This window comes from Pseudescherichia sp., from assembly GCF_031979925.1.
Taxonomy (GTDB): domain Bacteria; phylum Pseudomonadota; class Gammaproteobacteria; order Enterobacterales; family Enterobacteriaceae; genus Pseudescherichia.
The window spans coordinates 130505-148931 of the sequence record NZ_DALZFB010000008.1 but is presented as its reverse complement, the minus strand read 5'-3'; the positions used below and the strand labels follow the sequence as shown (position 1 = coordinate 148931).

At 57.2% G+C, this 18427-nt stretch carries 14 protein-coding genes; 7 read left to right on the top strand and 7 right to left on the bottom strand.

Features of this window, described 5'->3' with window-relative positions; all coding sequences use genetic code 11:
• The first annotated feature begins 18 nt into the window (after positions 1 to 18).
• Entirely contained in the window at positions 19 to 510 is a 492-nt protein-coding gene (gene tadA / locus RTM13_RS14845; protein WP_312212762.1) for a tRNA adenosine(34) deaminase TadA, read from the top strand.
• Here tadA and mltF read toward each other — a convergent pair.
• Complete coding sequence (mltF, locus tag RTM13_RS14840; RefSeq protein WP_409456051.1) at positions 507 to 2162, bottom strand: membrane-bound lytic murein transglycosylase MltF; 1656 nt, start codon at positions 2160 to 2162, stop codon at positions 507 to 509. The two genes, tadA and mltF, sit on opposite strands and share 4 nt — an antisense overlap.
• Positions 2163 to 2347: 185 nt before the next feature.
• Here mltF and purL point away from each other — a divergent pair, with 185 nt between their 5' ends.
• The 5 genes from purL (at position 2348) to glnB (ending at position 10652) form a co-directional block, all read left to right on the top strand.
• Positions 2348 to 6235, top strand: coding sequence for a phosphoribosylformylglycinamidine synthase (gene purL / locus RTM13_RS14835; protein WP_312212761.1), 3888 nt, complete (start codon positions 2348 to 2350; stop codon positions 6233 to 6235).
• A gap of 498 nt (positions 6236 to 6733) precedes the next feature.
• Positions 6734 to 8164 carry a two component system sensor histidine kinase QseE/GlrK gene (gene qseE / locus RTM13_RS14830; RefSeq protein WP_312212760.1) on the top strand — a complete coding sequence of 477 codons (1431 nt, stop codon included), beginning with the start codon at positions 6734 to 6736 and terminating at the stop codon, positions 8162 to 8164.
• Positions 8165 to 8899 carry a two-component system QseEF-associated lipoprotein QseG gene (gene qseG, locus RTM13_RS14825; RefSeq protein WP_409456050.1) on the top strand — a complete coding sequence of 245 codons (735 nt, stop codon included), beginning with the start codon at positions 8165 to 8167 and terminating at the stop codon, positions 8897 to 8899. It begins immediately after the preceding gene.
• Complete coding sequence (gene glrR, locus RTM13_RS14820; protein WP_312212756.1) at positions 8896 to 10233, top strand: two-component system response regulator GlrR; 1338 nt, start codon at positions 8896 to 8898, stop codon at positions 10231 to 10233. The genes qseG and glrR overlap by 4 nt, the downstream gene beginning before the upstream one ends.
• Positions 10234 to 10313: 80 nt before the next feature.
• Complete coding sequence (gene glnB / locus RTM13_RS14815) at positions 10314 to 10652, top strand: nitrogen regulatory protein P-II (protein ID WP_002438074.1); 339 nt, start codon at positions 10314 to 10316, stop codon at positions 10650 to 10652.
• A 68-nt stretch (positions 10653 to 10720) separates the two neighbouring features.
• On the opposite strand, the gene hmpA is transcribed toward glnB, so the two are convergent.
• On the bottom strand, positions 10721 to 11911 hold the full coding sequence (gene hmpA, locus RTM13_RS14810; protein WP_312212754.1) for an NO-inducible flavohemoprotein: 1191 nt from the start codon (positions 11909 to 11911) through the stop codon (positions 10721 to 10723).
• A gap of 313 nt (positions 11912 to 12224) precedes the next feature.
• Between hmpA and glyA the strand changes: the two genes are divergently transcribed.
• Positions 12225 to 13478, top strand: a complete 1254-nt coding sequence (gene glyA, locus RTM13_RS14805) for a serine hydroxymethyltransferase (protein WP_312212752.1) — start codon at positions 12225 to 12227, stop codon at positions 13476 to 13478.
• Positions 13479 to 13540: 62 nt separating this feature from the next.
• On the opposite strand, the gene RTM13_RS14800 is transcribed toward glyA, so the two are convergent.
• From RTM13_RS14800 to RTM13_RS14780, 5 genes are all read right to left on the bottom strand, one after another.
• Entirely contained in the window at positions 13541 to 13933 is a 393-nt protein-coding gene (locus tag RTM13_RS14800; protein WP_312212750.1) for a hypothetical protein, read from the bottom strand.
• On the bottom strand, positions 13926 to 15374 hold the full coding sequence (locus tag RTM13_RS14795) for a PAAR domain-containing protein (RefSeq protein WP_312212748.1): 1449 nt from the start codon (positions 15372 to 15374) through the stop codon (positions 13926 to 13928). The genes RTM13_RS14800 and RTM13_RS14795 overlap by 8 nt, the downstream gene beginning before the upstream one ends.
• Positions 15364 to 15861, bottom strand: coding sequence for a hypothetical protein (locus RTM13_RS14790; protein WP_312212746.1), 498 nt, complete (start codon positions 15859 to 15861; stop codon positions 15364 to 15366). Before RTM13_RS14790 ends, RTM13_RS14795 begins: the two co-directional genes overlap by 11 nt.
• 328 nt (positions 15862 to 16189) lie before the next feature.
• Positions 16190 to 16789 carry an SIS domain-containing protein gene (locus RTM13_RS14785; protein ID WP_312212744.1) on the bottom strand — a complete coding sequence of 200 codons (600 nt, stop codon included), beginning with the start codon at positions 16787 to 16789 and terminating at the stop codon, positions 16190 to 16192.
• Entirely contained in the window at positions 16786 to 18423 is a 1638-nt protein-coding gene (locus RTM13_RS14780; protein WP_312212742.1) for an FGGY-family carbohydrate kinase, read from the bottom strand. The genes RTM13_RS14785 and RTM13_RS14780 overlap by 4 nt, the downstream gene beginning before the upstream one ends.
• Positions 18424 to 18427 lie beyond the last annotated feature (4 nt).

Below are 18427 nucleotides of genomic sequence, written 5' to 3'. Positions count from 1 at the left end.
CTACTGGAGTGCTGAGCCGTGTCCGATACTGAATTTACCCACGAATACTGGATGCGCCACGCGCTCTTACTCGCGCAGCGCGCCTGGGACGAAGGGGAGGTTCCGGTCGGGGCGGTGCTGGTACACAACAATCGCGTCATCGGCGAGGGCTGGAACCGGCCCATCGGTCGCCACGATCCCACCGCCCACGCCGAAATCATGGCCCTACGGCAGGGGGGGCTGGTGCTGCAAAACTACCGCCTGCTTGATACCACGCTCTACGTCACCCTCGAGCCCTGCGTCATGTGCGCGGGGGCAATGGTGCATAGCCGTATTGGCACGCTTGTGTTTGGCGCACGGGATCTGAAAACCGGCGCGGCAGGCTCCCTGATGGATGTTCTGCATCATCCCGGTATGAATCATCGGGTGGAGATCGTTGAGGGAGCGCTGCGTGACGAGTGTTCAGGCATGCTCAGTGAATTTTTCCGCCAGCGTCGGCTGGCCATTAAAGCGCAAAAGCAGGCACGTTAATGCGGCTTTGCGCCCGCTGACGCCTGGTTCAATATCCCCGGCAGCGTAAAGCTGGATTGACCAAAGGCCTCGGCGGGGGAGAAGGCACTCAGCGGCATCACGCCATAGCGCGTCTCCTCAAGCTCCTGCAAGGCGACCACCGGATAGCTTTGCGCCATACGCTGCTCGTGAGCGAGCTGCTGCTCCTGCTGCCGGGTTTTCTCCTGCAGATAACCCACCAGGCTAATCTGATACTTGCGGATGTTTTCCACGTAGGCGTAGGCCTCATGGCCGCGGGCATAGCCGTAGGTCAGCCGGCTGTACCACGCCTTCTGGCTAAGCAGTGGCAGGCGCTGCTTTACGTCAGACCAGCTATCCGGGTTGCCTTTGGTCTTCGCCGTCAGGGCGCGGGCATCAAGCATATGGGCATAACCCATGTTGTAAGCCGCCAGCGCAAACCAGATCCGCTCCTCCTCGGGGACGTTCTCAGGTACTCGAGCCATCATATCCTGCAGATAGCGCGCCCCGCCGCTGATGCTCTGCTCGGCATCAGTGCGATCGGTCAGGCCCAGGCTCTGGGCGGTATTTTTGGTCAGCATCATCAGGCCGCGCACGCCGGTGGGGGAGGTAGCCTGAGCATCCCAGTGAGACTCTTGATAAGAGATGGCCGCCAGCAGACGCCAGTCAATCTTCTGGGCGTATTTTTCAAACAGCGGCTGCAGGTCAGGCAAGACGCTGTCGATGGCGCGCAGGAAGGCACGGGTATCAACATAGTCGAATCCCTTACCGTGGCCGAGATACTTCTCCTCAAGGCGTGCGAGGGTGCCGTCTTCGTTAATCACGTTGAAGAAGTCCAGCATAGCGGCGGAGAGGGCGTTATCGCTATCTTTTTGGCTAAACCACGCCACCGGCTGCTCATCGGTGATATCCAGCGCTACCGCCAGCTCGGGGTGCACGCGCTGGAACAGGCTAATGGCCACGGAGTCGGCAATGGTATAGGCCAGCTTGCCCTGGGCAACCTGCAAAAGCAGGTCGTTAGTGCCCAGTTTCTCATCCACCTTCCAGCTCAGCTCCGGATACTTCTTCTCTTTCAGCGCCTGCAGGTCGTTGATAGCAACGTGCCCCGGCGCGACGGTCAGCTGGGCGTCGGTCACCGTCGCCAGCGTGCGCGGGCGCAGGCTGCCTACCCGGTAGACCAGCTGCTGGGAGACCGAGTAGTAGACCGGCCCGCTCTGATAGTGCTTGATGCGTTCGTTGTTATAGACCAGCCCGGCCGCCAGCATATCGGCATTATCATTATCGAGATCGTCAAACAGCTGGTTGATATTCTGCCGCACGGTGACGCGCAGCTTCACTCCAAGATAGTTAGCAAACTGTTCGGCCAGCTCGTAATCAAGGCCGGTGGGCTTATCGCTGGTGGCGTTCCAGGTGAGCGGAGAGATCAGGGTACTAACGCGCAGCTCGCCGCGCGCCTGGATAGCGGCGATGCGGTTTTCGGCTTTACCTGACCAGGGGATAGAGGGCCACAGGGCTGCTGCCAGCAGCAGGGTGACAATGCCGATAAGCAGATAATTAAACTTTAATTTTCTCAATGAGTTAATTCTCTGCGTCGCCTGACGCCTCAGTCTGCCGTCATTATTATAGAAAAGCGTTTGTCCGGAAGTGAGCGGCATTTTGCTTAAGATTGCGGGACTTAGCAACTTATTAGAGAATTAGGTCACATCTATTGTTAAAAAATGCGGGCAATTTTATTTCCACGCAAACGGTTTCGTCGGCGCGCAGGATTCTCTATAATGACGCCCGTTTTCCCCCTGGCGCATTCTTACAGCGTCATCGACGCGCTAAAGACGAGAGACTTATGATGGAAATTCTGCGTGGTTCGCCTGCACTGTCTGCATTCCGTATCAACAAACTGCTGGCACGCTTTCAGGCAGCCGCCCTCCCGGTAAGTAACATTTACGCTGAGTATGTCCATTTTGCTGACCTCAACGCTCCTCTAAATGCCGATGAACACGCCCAGCTTGGCCGTCTGCTGACCTACGGCCCGCGCCTGAGCAGCCACGCCCCCACTGGCAAACTGCTGCTGGTCACGCCGCGTCCGGGGACCATCTCTCCCTGGTCTTCAAAAGCGACGGATATCGCCCACAACTGTGGCCTGACGCAGATCTCCCGCCTTGAGCGCGGCGTCGCATACTACGTTGAGGCGTCGACCCTGAGCGCAGAGCAGTGGCAGGCGGTGGCCGCCGAGCTGTATGACCGCATGATGGAGACGACGTTTGATGCGCTGGAAGAGGCTGAGAAACTCTTTGCCCATCATCAGCCCGCGCCGGTAGAGAGCGTGGACATGCTGGGGCAGGGACGTGATGCGCTGGTAGACGCTAACCAGCGTCTGGGCCTCGCGCTGGCGGAAGACGAAATTGATTACCTGTTCGATGCCTTCACCACCCTCGGGCGTAACCCGAATGACATCGAGCTTTACATGTTTGCTCAGGCGAACTCCGAGCACTGCCGCCATAAAATCTTCAACGCCGACTGGGTTATCGACGGCGAGCAGCAGCCAAAGTCGCTGTTTAAAATGATCAAGAACACCTTTGAGAAAACGCCGGAGCACGTGCTGTCTGCCTATAAAGACAACGCGGCGGTGATGGAAGGCTCAGAGGTAGGGCGCTTCTTCGCCGATAGCGAAGCAGGCCGCTACGATTTCCACCAGGAGCCTACCCATATCCTGATGAAGGTTGAGACCCACAACCACCCGACGGCGATCTCGCCGTGGCCGGGCGCGGCAACTGGCTCCGGCGGTGAGATCCGTGACGAAGGCGCAACCGGACGCGGCGCGAAGCCAAAAGCGGGCCTGGTGGGCTTCTCGGTCTCTAACCTGCGTATTCCTGGCTTTGAGCAGCCGTGGGAAGAGGATTTCGGCAAGCCGGATCGTATCGTTAACGCGCTGGATATCATGACCGACGGTCCGCTGGGCGGCGCGGCGTTCAACAACGAATTTGGTCGTCCGGCGCTGACCGGTTACTTCCGTACCTACGAAGAGAAGGTCAATAGCCACAACGGTGAAGAGCTGCGCGGCTACCACAAACCAATCATGCTGGCGGGCGGTATCGGTAACATCCGTGCCGACCACGTGCAGAAGGGCGAGATCACCGTCGGCGCGAAGCTGGTGGTGCTTGGTGGCCCGGCAATGAATATCGGTCTTGGCGGCGGCGCGGCCTCGTCAATGGCGTCCGGCCAGTCCGATGCCGACCTCGACTTTGCCTCCGTCCAGCGCGACAACCCGGAGATGGAGCGCCGTTGCCAGGAGGTGATCGACCGCTGCTGGCAGCTGGGCGATGCCAACCCAATCCTCTTTATCCACGACGTTGGCGCGGGCGGTCTCTCTAACGCCATGCCGGAGCTGGTGAGCGACGGCGGCCGCGGCGGCCGTTTTGACCTGCGCAGCATTCTGAGCGATGAGCCGGGCATGAGCCCGCTGGAGATCTGGTGTAACGAATCGCAAGAGCGCTACGTGATGGCGGTGGCCGCCGATCAGATGGCGCTGTTTGACGCCCTCTGCCGCCGTGAGCGCGCCCCTTATGCCGTTATCGGCGAAGCGACCGAAGAGCGCCACCTGAGCCTTACCGACAGCCACTTCGACAATCAGCCTATCGACCTGCCGCTGGACGTTCTGCTCGGTAAAACGCCGAAGATGACCCGTGACGTCGAATCGCTGAAAGCTGCCGGAGAAGCTTTCGACCCGCAGGGCATTACCGTGGCCGAAGCGGTTAACCGCGTGCTGCACTTGCCTGCGGTAGCGGAGAAAACCTTCCTGGTGACCATCGGCGACCGTACGGTCACCGGCATGGTCGCCCGGGATCAGATGGTTGGCCCGTGGCAGATCCCGGTCGCCAACTGCGCGGTGACCACCGCCAGCCTCGACAGCTACTACGGTGAAGCGATGTCCATCGGGGAGCGCTCTCCGGTGGCCCTGCTGGACTTTGCCGCCTCCGCCCGCCTGGCGGTAGGTGAAGCGCTAACCAACGTGGCCGCCACTCAGATTGGCGACATCAAACGTATCAAGCTCTCCGCGAACTGGATGGCCGCAGCCGGCCACCCGGGTGAAGATGCCGGTCTCTATGAGGCGGTGAAAGCGGTGGGCGAAGAGCTGTGTCCGGCGCTCGGCCTGACGATTCCGGTGGGTAAAGACTCCATGTCGATGAAAACCCGCTGGCAGGAGGGGAGCGAGAAGCGTGAGATGACCTCGCCGCTGTCGCTGGTGATCACTGCGTTTGCCCGCGTCGAGGACGTGCGCCACACCGTGACGCCGCAGCTCTCTACCGACGATAACGCCCTGCTGCTGATTGACCTGGGCAAGGGCCACAACGCGCTGGGCGCGACGGCGCTGGCCCAGGTTTACCGCCAGCTGGGCGATAAGCCAGCCGACGTGCGCGACGTGCATCAGCTTAAAGGCTTCTACGACGCCATGCAGGCGCTGGTGGCGGCACGTAAGCTGCTGGCCTACCACGACCGCTCTGACGGCGGCCTGCTGGTGACCCTCGCCGAGATGGCCTTCACCGGCCACTGCGGCATCGAGGCCGATATCGCTGCGCTTGGCAGCGATCGTCTGGCGGCGCTGTTTAACGAAGAGCTGGGGGCGGTGATCCAGGTCCGCGCCGGGGATCGTGAGGCGGTGGAGAATATCCTCAGCGCTCACGGCCTGGCCGACTGCATCCACTACCTTGGCCGCGCCGTCGCCGGCGATCGCTTCGTGATTACCGCCAACGATCGGGCGGTGTTCAGCGAAAGCCGCACCACGCTGCGTATGTGGTGGGCAGAGACCACCTGGCAGATGCAGCGTCTGCGTGATAACCCAGCCTGTGCCGATCAGGAGCATAATGCTAAGGCACAGGATAACGATCCGGGCCTCAACGTGAAGCTCTCCTTCGACATCAACGAAGATGTGGCCGCACCTTACATTGCAACCGGTGCGCGTCCGAAAGTGGCCGTCCTGCGTGAGCAGGGTGTTAACTCCCACGTTGAGATGGCAGCAGCCTTCCACCGTGCGGGCTTTGATGCCATTGACGTTCACATGAGCGACCTGCTGGAAGGTCGCACCACGCTGGAAAGTGCGCATGCGCTGGTGGCGTGCGGCGGCTTCTCCTACGGTGACGTGCTGGGGGCGGGCGAGGGCTGGGCGAAGTCGATTCTCTTCAATGAGCGTGTACGCGACGAGTTCGAAACCTTCTTCCACCGTCCGCAGACCCTGGCCCTGGGCGTCTGTAACGGCTGCCAGATGATGTCCAACCTGCGCGAGCTGATCCCAGGCAGCGAGCTGTGGCCGCGCTTCGTGCGTAACGTCTCTGACCGCTTTGAAGCGCGCTTCAGCCTGGTCGAGGTCACGCAAAGCCCGTCGCTGCTGTTGCAGGGGATGGTCGGGTCGATGATGCCTATCGCGGTTTCCCACGGTGAAGGCCTGGTGGAAGTGCGTGACGACGCGCATCTGGCTCAGCTGGAGAGCAAAGGGCTGGTGGCGCTGCGCTATGTCGATAACTTCGGTAAGGTCACCGAAACGTATCCGGCCAACCCGAACGGCTCGCCGAACGGGATCACGGCGGTGACCAGCGAAAGCGGACGCGTGACCATCATGATGCCGCACCCGGAGCGCGTATTCCGTACCGTAGCGAACTCCTGGCACCCAGAAAACTGGGGCGAGGATAGCCCGTGGATGCGTATCTTCCGTAACGCCCGTAAGCAGCTGGGTTAATAGCAGCACGCCGCTGTCGCAAAATCCCGACAGCGGCAAAAATCAGTGTCGCCAATTGGAGACACTTAATTTATTGATTTTAAATGATTTATTTTTGATGTCTGCGCGGTGTTGCTGATTGACGACACTTTGTTTAAAAAGAACACAAAGATGATGCAGTTCACACAATAATAATTAGCTATATAAACAGTGAGTTATGTATGACTTGTGTACTTTGGCATAACTTGTGCATATAATAGTGCAGTGGCTCATTCACCTTCTTATGTCAGCCCCTTCGGGACGTGCTACATAAACCCTGGAATGACGCACAAACAGGTGCCTGCCGTCTCACTTCTGATCATAGCGCTGCTATTTCAGGCCCGGGGCGAAACGTCGAGTAAGGCACCGCCTATTCCATGATAATGCCGGGTTTTTACCCGGCTTTATTATTTTTAGCCTTCCCCCATGGGTCATCCTCAGCTAGCATTCCGTTAAATCCTTTCTGACGAGAGTAACGCGTTGAAACGCTGGCCTGCATTTCCCCGCTCCCTGCGACAGCTTGTCATCATGGCCTTTTTGCTGGTTCTGCTGCCGCTTCTGGTACTGGCCTGGCAGGCGTGGCAAAGTCTCAATACGCTCAGTGCCCAGGCGGCACGCACCAACCGAACCACGCTTATCGACGCCCGGCGCAGCGAGGCGATGACCAACGCAGCGCTGGAGATGGAGCGCAGCTATCGGCAGTACTGCGTGCTTGACGATCCCACCCTGGCGCGGGTCTACCAGAGCCAGCGCAAACGCTACAGCGATATGCTTGATGCCCATGCTGACGTGCTGCCGGATGAGCGACTCTACCAGGCGCTGCGAGAGGATTTGAACGCCCTTGCCCAGCTGCAGTGCCACAACAGCGGCCCCACGCAGGCGGCCTCGGCCAGCCTTGAAGCCTTCGCTGCCGCCAATACCGAGATGGTGCAAACCACCCGCAAGGTCGTATTTACCCGCGGACAGCAGCTTCAGCAGGAGATCGCCGCCCGCGGCCAGTTCTTTGGCTGGCAGGCGCTGCTGCTATTCCTGGTTAGCCTGGTGCTGGTGCTGCTCTTTACCCGCATGATCATCGGCCCGGTGAAGGGCATTGAACGAATGATCAACCGGCTGGGGGCAGGGCAGTCGCTGAACAGCCGGGTGGCTTTTAAGGGACCGCGTGAGCTACGCTCTGTTGGCGAGCGCATCATCTGGCTCAGCGAGCGCCTGGCGTGGCTGGAGTCCCAGCGCCATCAGTTTCTGCGCCATATCTCTCACGAACTGAAAACCCCGCTGGCCAGCATGCGTGAAGGCACCGAGCTGCTGGCTGACGAGGTGGTGGGGCCGCTGACGGCGGAGCAGAAAGAGGTGGTGGATATTCTGGACGGCAGCAGCCGCAATCTGCAAAAGCTGATCGAGCAGCTGCTGGATTATAACCGCAAACTTGCCGACGGGGCCGTGGAGCTAGAGACCGTTGCCATTGCGCCGCTGATCGAGACGGTGATCTCCGCTCACAGTTTACCGGCACGGGCTAAAATGATGCATACGGAGGTCGCGCTGAAGGCGGAGAGCTGTCTGGCGGAGCCGGTACTGTTACTGAGCGTGCTGGATAATCTCTACTCTAACGCGGTGCACTATGGCACTGAATCCGGTAACATTCTTATTCGTAGCTATCCGCACGGCACGCGCCTGCGGATAGACGTCGCCAATACCGGTTCGCCCATTCCACAGGCCGAGCGTGAGATGATTTTCGAACCTTTTTATCAGGGAAGCCACCAGCGTAAAGGCGCGGTAAAAGGCAGCGGGCTGGGGCTGAGCATTGCCAGGGACTGTATTCTGCGCATGCAGGGTGAACTGCAGCTGGTCACCAGCGATGAATCGGGCGTCTGTTTTCGCATTGAGCTGCCGCTGGCTGGATCGGATAAAAGCTAATTGAATTTATATCAGGTAACTATGTCGCATATTTTGAGTCGCGTTGTGAAAATGATTTCGCCGCATTCCGCGTTGCCTGTCGGCTTATCTTGCCTGCTGCTGGCGGGCTGCGCACCGGACGCTCCCGTTAAGCCGGTTAATAAAGTTCAGGAAGAGAAGCTCCCCCAGCGTCAGCTGGCTGATTTTCTGTCAACACCCTGCGATAACGTCTGGTCGCTAACCGGGCAGGCCGTGGAGTCGAATCCGCTCTACTGGCTGCGCGGCATGGATTGCGCGGAGCGCCTCTCACCGGTAATGGCGCGCGCCGAAGCTAAGCGCTGGCCTGATGATACCTGGCAGGCTACCTTCAAGCGCGGCATCCTGCTGGCCAATGCCAAAATCACTCCGCTGGAGAGACGCGCCTTTACCACGCGGATGGACACTCTCAGCCCACAGCTGCCGATGCAGGTTCGGACGCTGTTCCAGGTCTGGCGCGACGGTCAGGCGACCCAGCTCCAGCTGGCGGAGGAGCGCTCGCGCTATGCCAAACTCCAGCAGTCGCGGGACAGCGATCTGGAGGCGCTACGTCTGCAGCAGCAGCATCTGCGCGAGGAGCTGGAGACCACCTCGCGTAAGCTGGAAACCCTGACCGATATTGAGCGGCGGCTCTCAACACGCAAACCTGGTGGGACGGAGATCCCCGACAGCACTCGTCCGGCGCAGCCGGATGCTCAACAGGAGGATGTTAAGCCATGACGCCGCGTAAACCTGCCCATCTGCTGCTGGTAGATGACGATCCCGGCCTGCTAAAGCTGCTGGGCCTGCGCCTGACCAGCGAGGGCTATAGCGTTGTGACCGCCGAAAGCGGCCAGGAGGGGCTGCGCGTGCTGGCGCGGGAGAAGGTCGATCTGGTGATCAGCGACCTGCGTATGGATGAGATGGACGGCATGCAGCTCTTTGCCGAGATCCAGCGCGTCCAGCCAGGCATGCCGGTGATTATCCTTACCGCCCACGGCTCCATTCCCGACGCCGTTGCTGCCACCCAGCGCGGGGTATTTGGCTTTCTCACCAAGCCGGTGGATAAAGACGCGCTCTATAAGGCCATCGACGATGCGCTGGAGCACGCCGCGCCCGCCAGCGATGAAGCGTGGCGGGAGAATATCATCACCCGCAGCCCGGTGATGCTGCGCCTGCTGGAGCAGGCCCACATGGTGGCTCAGTCCGACGTCAGCGTGCTGATCAGCGGCCAGAGCGGAACCGGCAAGGAGATCCTCGCCCAGGCAATCCACAACGCCAGCCCGCGCGGCAAAAAAGCCTTTATCGCCATTAACTGCGGCGCGCTGCCGGAGCAACTGCTGGAGTCAGAGCTGTTTGGTCACGCGCGCGGGGCCTTTACCGGCGCGGTCAGCAGCCGGGAAGGGCTGTTCCAGGCGGCGGAGGGCGGCACGCTGTTTCTCGATGAGATTGGCGATATGCCCATCCCGCTGCAGGTCAAGCTGCTGCGCGTATTGCAGGAGCGTAAGGTACGTCCACTGGGCAGCAATCGCGATATCGATATTGACGTGCGCATTATCTCCGCGACCCACCGCGATCTGCCCAAGGCGATGGAGCGCGGCGAGTTTCGGGAAGATCTCTTTTATCGCCTGAACGTGGTCAGCCTGAAGATCCCGGCGCTGGTGGAGCGGGCAGAGGATATCCCGCTGCTGGCTAATCACCTGCTGCGCCTGGCCGCCAGCCGGCATAAGCCGTTTGTGCGGGCCTTCTCTACCGACGCCATGAAGCGTCTGATGACCGCCTCCTGGCCGGGTAACGTGCGCCAGCTGGTGAACGTCATCGAGCAGTGTGTGGCGCTCACCTCCTCGCCGGTAATCAGCGATGCGCTGGTAGAGCAGGCACTGGAGGGGGAGAACACCGCGCTGCCCACCTTTGCCGACGCCCGGAATCAGTTCGAACTTAACTATCTGCGCAAGCTGCTGCAGATCACCAAGGGCAACGTAACGCACGCGGCGCGTATGGCCGGGCGTAACCGCACCGAGTTTTATAAGCTGCTTTCACGTCACGAGCTGGACGCAAACGACTTTAAAGAGTAGGCCGCACACGCACGTGAAATATGGTAGTGTGAGCAATCGATTACGACGCTGCTGACAGGCAAAAGAATTAGGGGATCACCGTGAAAAAGATTGATGCGATTATTAAACCTTTCAAGCTGGATGATGTGCGTGAAGCGCTGGCGGAAGTCGGCATTACCGGAATGACCGTCACCGAGGTGAAAGGCTTTGGTCGCCAGAAGGGCCACACCGAGCTGTATCGTGGCGCGGAGTACATGGTGGATTTTCTGCCAAAGGTAAAAATTGAGATCGTGGTGACCGATGATATCGTCGATACCTGCGTGGATACCATTATCCGCACGGCGCAGACCGGTAAAATTGGCGACGGTAAGATTTTCGTTTTCGACGTGGCGCGCGTAGTACGTATCCGTACCGGCGAAGAGGACGACGCGGCTATCTAAATAGCCCGCAGGCTTACCCCAGCCCCATTGCGCGGGCCGGGGTAAGCGAGATCTTACAGAACCAATATTTACAGAACCTTGTGCGGACCGAAGCACTCGTAGTGGATGCGATCGGCATCAACGCCCAGAGCGATCAGCTGCTTCGCCGCGAACTGCATAAAGGCTACCGGGCCGCAGAGATAGCACTGCATTGTCGGGTCGCTAAACGCACCCTCCAGCTTGCTTAAATCCATCAGCCCTTCGCTATGAAAATAGGGCATTACGCGATCCGCGTTGAGCGGTAGGCGATACCAGATGTGCTTGTTAAAGTTCGGTAAGCGCTCTCCCAGCTTGTTCACTTCAGCGGTAAACGCATGTACCGCACCATTCTCCGCAGCATGGAACCAGTTTACCTGGGCTGCATGCTCCGTGCTTACCAGGGTATCGAGCATCGCCAGCATCGGCGTTTGACCCACGCCCGCAGAGATCAGCGTTACCGGTGTCTGCGGGGTTACGTCGAGGAAAAAGTCTCCGGCCGGTGAGGCCAGTTGTACCACATCGCCTACCTGTGCCTTATCATGCAACCAGTTAGAAACTTGCCCCCCTTCTTCACGCTTCACGGCAATACGATATCCTTTGCCATCAGCCTTACGGGTCAGTGAATACTGGCGGATCTCCTGATGCGGGAAACCTTCTGGCTTCAGCCAGACGGCGAGATACTGGCCCGGACGATACGCGGCTACCGGCTGGCCGTCGACTGGCGCAAATTCAATGCTGGTGATCAGTTCGCTCTGAGGCGTTTTCTCCACGATGCGGAAGGCGCGGGTACCCTCCCAACCACCGGGCTGGGTAGCGTGCGCTTTATACAGCTCGGCTTCGCGGTTGATAAACACGCCCGCCAGCACGCCGTAGGCTTTGCCCCACGCCTCCAGCACCTCCTGGCCTGGACTATACAGCTCATCAAGGGTCGCCAGCAGATGCTCACCGACGATGTTGTACTGGTCAGGTTTGATCTGGAAGCTGGTGTGCTTCTGGGCGATCTTTTCTACCGCAGGCAGCAGCGCCGGGAGATTCTCAAGATTGCTGGCATAGGCGGCAATGGCGTTAAACAGCGCTTCGCGCTGGTCGCCGTTGCGCTGATTGCTCATGTTGAAAATCTCTTTCAACTCTGGATTATGCTTAAACATGCGGTCATAGAAGTGCGCCGTCAGCTTTGGGCCGGTCTCGACAAGCAGGGGAATAGTGGATTTTACGGTTGCGATAGTTTGTGCATCAAGCATGGCCTTTTCCTTAATAAGTATTTCTATAAGTTGTATTTTAAATGCATCTTATAAAAGTTCCCCTGTTTTGTAAATGGTTAATAGCGTATTTCCGCTGCGTTGAAATGTCATGAAAAATTTGCACGATAAACCTGAAAAGAAATCGTGATTCTGGAGGCGGGTTCTTGCACGACAAACCCTTACGCCACGCGGAGCCAATCGTTTGCGTAAAAACGCATGTCAAGACCTGTTATCAGAAAATGGATCGGTTATACTGGTCGCCGTTGCCCTGAGGGCCATTGAAAATTACCGTTAGCTGAGTCAGGAGATGCGGATGTTAAAGCGTGAAATGAACATTGCCGATTATGATGCCGAACTGTGGCAGGCGATGGAACAAGAGAAAGTACGTCAGGAAGAGCACATTGAGCTGATCGCCTCCGAAAACTACACCAGCCCGCGCGTCATGCAGGCTCAGGGTTCTCAGCTGACCAACAAATATGCCGAAGGCTACCCGGGCAAGCGCTACTACGGCGGCTGCGAATACGTCGACGTGGTTGAGCAACTGGCTATCGACCGTGCAAAAGCGCTGTTTGGCGCAGACTACGCTAACGTGCAGCCGCACTCTGGCTCCCAGGCTAACTTCGCGGTCTACACCGCGCTGCTGCAACCGGGCGATACCGTTCTGGGTATGAACCTGGCGCAGGGCGGCCACCTGACTCACGGCTCCCCGGTAAACTTCTCCGGCAAACTGTACAACATCATCCCTTACGGTATTGATGAGTCCGGTAAAATCGATTATGAAGACATGGCGAAGCAGGCTAAAGAGCACAAGCCGAAGATGATCATCGGTGGTTTCTCTGCTTATTCCGGTATCGTTGACTGGGCAAAAATGCGTGAAATCGCAGACAGCATCGGTGCTTACCTGTTCGTTGATATGGCGCACGTTGCAGGTCTGATTGCTGCAGACGTTTACCCGAACCCGGTTCCGCACGCGCACGTCGTCACCACCACCACCCACAAAACGCTGGCGGGTCCACGTGGCGGTCTGATCCTGGCGAAGGGCGGCAGCGAAGAGCTGTACAAGAAGCTGAACTCCGCTGTGTTCCCAAGCGCGCAGGGCGGCCCGCTGATGCACGTTATCGCGGCAAAAGCGGTTGCGCTGAAAGAAGCGATGGAGCCAGAGTTCAAGGTTTACCAGCAGCAGGTTGCCAAAAACGCCAAAGCAATGGTGGACGTGTTCCTGAACCGTGGCTACAAAGTGGTCTCTGGCGGTACTGAAAACCACCTGTTCCTGCTGGATCTGGTTGATAAGAACCTGACCGGTAAAGAAGCTGACGCTGCCCTGGGCCGCGCCAACATCACCGTGAACAAAAACAGCGTGCCGAACGATCCGAAGAGCCCGTTTGTGACTTCCGGTATCCGTATCGGTTCTCCGGCTGTGACTCGCCGTGGCTTTAAAGAAGCGGAAGTGAAAGAGCTGGCTGGCTGGATGTGTGACGTTCTGGACAACATCAATGACGACGCGGTCATTGAAAGCACTAAACAGAAAGTACTGGATATCTGCGCCCGCTTCCCGGTTTACGCATAATCCTTGCTGGATGTGAAAAAAGGCCGCTGATGCGGCCTTTTTTATTGAGGTTTAACGTGATATCAAAAGCCTCCTTTAATGACACCACACGCAATCATAGAAATAAACGCTATTAAAGAAATATAGAAGTCGATAATAAACCAATATTTAAGTCGTGGCGGCAGTTGTTTCATAAATAAAACATCATCCACTTTGCTGTGAATGGATTTCTTTCCGAATATCAATGGGCGTAAAATAAAGCTATTTTTTACTGAATAACCAGCAGTGAAGCCAATCGGACTACACTTTTTCAGGATCGAAACAGCTAATGGTAGCTCTCCAAACTTACGCTCATATAAATCGCAAACTTCATTGAACCTACTTTTGCTAAATATTGCCATTAAAATTGTTAGAAAGCAGCAGGTCAAAAAAATTGATCCTAACATTAAGGCCAACATATCGCGTAAGTTATTCATTTATTATTTTCTCGCTAATTTTTTCACCAGTCCATTCACCGATTGCACCAAATAGCTTATCACCTTTATATACTGCAGTTCCTGTAACAGCCAGGGAGCACGTGAGAGCCAGGATTCCACCAGCCTCGATACTTAATGCTCCTAAAACGACCGCACATCCGGCATCTGCTATCTCCGATGTTAAAATTTTAGTCGCAACTATGCCGCCTCCTAACCCTCCAGCAAACTCCCCCACTGAGGTGAATGTGGTTTTTTCGCATTCTCGGCCGGTCGTGCAGGCATCATAGATTTTTCCAGCGGCATTAAGGGCATTTAGACCGATCCCGACTCTGCCGAAAACTTCCATCGCCTTAACAATTTTGACGGCCTTTTCAATGTGCGTGGCGTAGTTCTCAATATCACCCACACCGGTTTCATTCCACTGGTGTGTAATGGCGTGAGTGGAAAGGCCTAATGATGCTTTCAGGCTTTCATATTGATTAAACATAAAGCGTTTATTCATGAATGCTTTTAACACGCTGTCGAGTTGAGCCAGCAACTGACGGCGCTGGACATAAAACTCCTCCCCGATAAGCGCACCCTGGGTGATAAAGGCGTTTTGATAGGTTATCTGAATTTTTATCAGCAATTGCTCTATGCGCTCAAAATAACCTTTTGCGGCTTCTGCAATGCTCCCTGCTGCATCTCTTCCGGCTCCCGATGCATCAAGGGCAGCAGCAGCCATTGTCAGCGCATCACGGTTTTTGTGCAGAAACAGGGCCTGCTGGTGGCTGAGTGGGGCCAGTGCCGCATCAACCCGTGCTTTGGCGGCTTTCATATGAGCTATCTGTCTGTCATCCTGTTTTTCAGGATCGACAATTAACAGAAGTGAACCTGCTTTAAATTCCCCTGAGCCATTCAGCGAATGATAGAGGGCTTTTGTACCGGATACGGGTTCGTCATTGAATAACCAGGATTCATAGCTTTTCGCCGTTGCGCCATAGGGAAGAATACAGTAACCCGCATCAACAGGAATATGGAGCTTTTTAGGTGGTGCCGTTACAGGTTGTGGTGAGGGGGATGTCTGAGGAGGGACTTTAGCTGTCTGCGTATGCTGTACGGGCTGGGGTTGACTCACTATCCTGATACTTTGTGGCCTGCTCCTGCCCACAGGCCCGGCAGGGGATATTAGCCGATTTGAACCAGGGGGACAGCCACACGTAACCACAGCATTATTCCCCGCAGCGCATCGCCCATGAAGAATGACGAATGGAATATTACCGATAAGTTCACCGACCTGACCGCAGGCGGGGCAGGGCGTTGTTTTATCGCCATGACGAAGTGCGCCTGTTCCCTCAGTGCTGAAATTTGGTAAAGAACTTATTGCGTAAGAACCTGTTGTCGTACGATCATCGTCAAGTCCTTCGGGTATGCCATCCCATATAGCTCGGTTAGTCGCCATTATTCTGCTCCTGAATCAAAAAATCATCCGGTAGCTGATATCCTTCTCTGATAGCAAGTAACGCACTTTGCTGCGGAGTGCTGATGATTTCATCCCCGTTACTCAGTTGGCTTCCCACAAGTGCATAGCTTTGCCCCTCTCCGTTGTAGGATTCCTTTCCGGCTCCACTGAGAATTGTCGCTGTAGAGCCGTCCGGGTACACCGCCACGTCCTGAGTCTGTGCAATCCGGCGCTCTTTACCGCATTCATCGATGATGGTCATTTTCGTTGTACCCGTCCGGATAACACCCCCGTCCCGGGTAAGGCTCCCTTCCACAGCAAAACGATAAATGGCGATCACAGGATGCAGGCTGTCATACTCCTGCTGTTTCAATATGATTTTTTGAGCCTCTTCCGGCAATGCAGCCAGCTGCTCAGGCGTATGAGATGGCGTATTGAGTTGAGCCAGCAGCTCAGAAGTAAGCGCATTGGTATACTGCTTCGTCATGTAAAACCCCTTTTTTTATATTGATAAATAGTAGGGTAATAATAACGCCGACAGGTGATGGGATTCAAAAAAGGTAACGGCCCTGCAGGCCGCATTAAATCTATGATTATTTTGTTACTTACATTAAATTACTGTCTGTAACCAGATAACAGAAAGTCGCCTGAGTAGCAGGCATAAAAAATCCGGAAATGGGTGAGAATTTCCGGATCGTAACCGATTGGCATTACCGCTGATGCGGCCTTTTTTTGTCAGATAGCGCACTTGCCTGTAGGCCCGGCAAGCATCGCGCCGCCGGGCGTTTCATTGCTCACTGCAAACGCCGGGCCTATTACCGCTCGCTGCGTAGCGTAACGCCCACGTCGCCGCCGGGATGCACCGCCAGCAGGCTCTCTTTTGAATACCCGCTTTCGCTCATCAGGCAGGCGCAGGCGGCATCGAAAATCGCCAGCGCCAGTACGATGGAGGTGGTTGCCAGCATGTTCAGCGGATCGATCTCGCGCTGTACGCCGGTGGAGATCACTAGCCGGGAAGCGCGGGCAATCGCCGAGTCGGCGTTCTCGGTCACGCTGACCAGCGGCACGCTGCGGGCCGCAAGTCCTGGCAGAAGACGCGTCAGCTCGTCGGAGTTCCCTCCGCGCGAGAGCATGATCATCAGATCGTCGGCGCGTAAAAAACCCAGATCGCCGTGGGCCGCATCGGTGGCGTTCAGGTAGATCGCCGGGCGCTCCACGCAGGCTAACATGTGGGCTATTTTACGCGCCGCGATGCCAGAGGTGCCGACACCCGTCACGACTATCTTGCCTTTGCAGCCGCGCAGCTCGGCCAGCAGCGCCTCCCACTGCGGCTCGCTAAGATGCTGACCAAGCCCGGCCAGCGCTTCGCTATAGATACCCCAGGCGGCGGTTGCCTGCTGCCACGATTGACTCATGCTCCCTCCTGCATCAGCTGACGGTACTTCATGTGATCCAGGTACATCTCATGGAACACCTTGTACTTACGGTCATAGTACTGCTTGATCTTATTGGTCTGCGGCGTCACGGTCTTACCGATCCGGCTCATGGCCGACATCGCCTCCGGGAAGGTCTCAAAAACGCCCGCCGCAAGGGTACCCATCATCGCACCGCCGAGCAGCATCGCTTCGCTCTCCTCCGGCAGCAGCATGGCGCAGCCGGTGGCGTTAGCGTGCTCCTGCACAAAGATTGGGTTCTTGGTGCCGCCGCCGCTGGCCATAATGGTGTCGATGGTGTAGCCAGTTTGGTTCATGGTCTCGATAATGTGCCGGGTACCGAGGGCAATCGCCTGGATGGTCGCCAGATAGTGCAGAGCCATATCCTCCGGCGTACGGGAGAGTTTCAGACCGCTAATGACGCCGGTTAATGTCGGATTGGCCCGCGGTGAGCGGTTGCCGTGGAAGTAGGGCAGAATATGGATATCGCGGGTCAGGAAAGCGATATTCTCCGGCTCGCCGGCCATCTTGCGCAGCAGGGCATTAAGCACTTCATAGATGGTCTGCCCCTGCGTTTTCGCCTGCGCCAGCAGGGTTTCATAGCAGGGGTGGGACTGAATAATATGGTCGATCAGCGCCCCGGTCGCCGACTGGCCGCCCTCGTTAAGCCAGTAGTCCGGCAGCACCGCCGAGTAGTATGGGCCCCAGACGCCGCCGATAAAGCGCGGCTGCTGGGAGATAGCCATATGGCCCGTTGAGGTACCGCCAATCAGCGCGACGCGGCGATCGAAGTCCGCCACTTCGCCAGAGACGCCGCTTGCTCCCAGGGTGCCGAGAGTACCGGCATGGGCATCGATAATCGATACGCTCACCGCCGTGCCGGGGATCAGCCCCATCTCGCTGGCGGCGCGCTGGGTCAGGCCGTGACCCAGCGGTTCGCCCATGGTTTTGACGTAGCGGCCAATTTTCTCCGCGTCGTGCTCAAGGAGATCCTCCAGCCCAATCTGCCGAAAGTAGCTCCCATCCCACTTATCCTCGTGGCCCATGTAGGTCCATTTGCAGACGGTGGAGCAGAGCGAGCGCGTATCGTCATCCGTGGCGCGCCAGGTAAGGAAATCCGGCAGGTCAAAGTAATAGCCCGCGTTCGCCCAGGTGTTCGGCATATGCTGCTTCAGCCACAGCAGCTTCGGCGTCTGCATCTCCGGGGAGATGATCCCACCGACGTAGTCCAGCACCCGATGGTGCAGGGCGTTGATGCGATCGGCCTGGGTAATGGCCCGATGATCCATCCACACGATAATGTTCTGCTCGCTGCGCCCCGAGGGGCTGATGGTCAGCGGCTTGCCCTCTTTATCCAGCACTACCAGCGAGCAGGTGGCGTCGAAACCCAGCCCTTTAACCTGAATGGGATTGATGTCCGCCTGGTTGACCGCATCACGCACCGCGTTGCATACCATCTGCCAGATATTGTCGGAGGACTGCTCAACGAAATCAGCCTGCGGACGATACATTTCAATGGCCCGGCTGGCCTGACTGACCATTCTGCCGTTAAGATCAAACACGCCCGCCCGGGCGCTCCCTGTCCCTACATCCACACCAATGAAGTAACTCGCCATAATT

Coding starts and splice junctions, on each gene's coding strand:
- mltF (WP_409456051.1), bottom strand. CDS start 2,162: ATGCCGCTCACTTCCGGACAAACGCTTTTCTATAATAATGACGGCAGA.
- purL (WP_312212761.1), top strand. CDS start 2,348: ATGATGGAAATTCTGCGTGGTTCGCCTGCACTGTCTGCATTCCGTATC.
- glrR (WP_312212756.1), top strand. CDS start 8,896: ATGACGCCGCGTAAACCTGCCCATCTGCTGCTGGTAGATGACGATCCC.
- hmpA (WP_312212754.1), bottom strand. CDS start 11,911: ATGCTTGATGCACAAACTATCGCAACCGTAAAATCCACTATTCCCCTG.
- glyA (WP_312212752.1), top strand. CDS start 12,225: ATGTTAAAGCGTGAAATGAACATTGCCGATTATGATGCCGAACTGTGG.
- RTM13_RS14800 (WP_312212750.1), bottom strand. CDS start 13,933: ATGAATAACTTACGCGATATGTTGGCCTTAATGTTAGGATCAATTTTT.
- RTM13_RS14795 (WP_312212748.1), bottom strand. CDS start 15,374: ATGGCGACTAACCGAGCTATATGGGATGGCATACCCGAAGGACTTGAC.
- RTM13_RS14790 (WP_312212746.1), bottom strand. CDS start 15,861: ATGACGAAGCAGTATACCAATGCGCTTACTTCTGAGCTGCTGGCTCAA.
- RTM13_RS14785 (WP_312212744.1), bottom strand. CDS start 16,789: ATGAGTCAATCGTGGCAGCAGGCAACCGCCGCCTGGGGTATCTATAGC.
- RTM13_RS14780 (WP_312212742.1), bottom strand. CDS start 18,423: ATGGCGAGTTACTTCATTGGTGTGGATGTAGGGACAGGGAGCGCCCGG.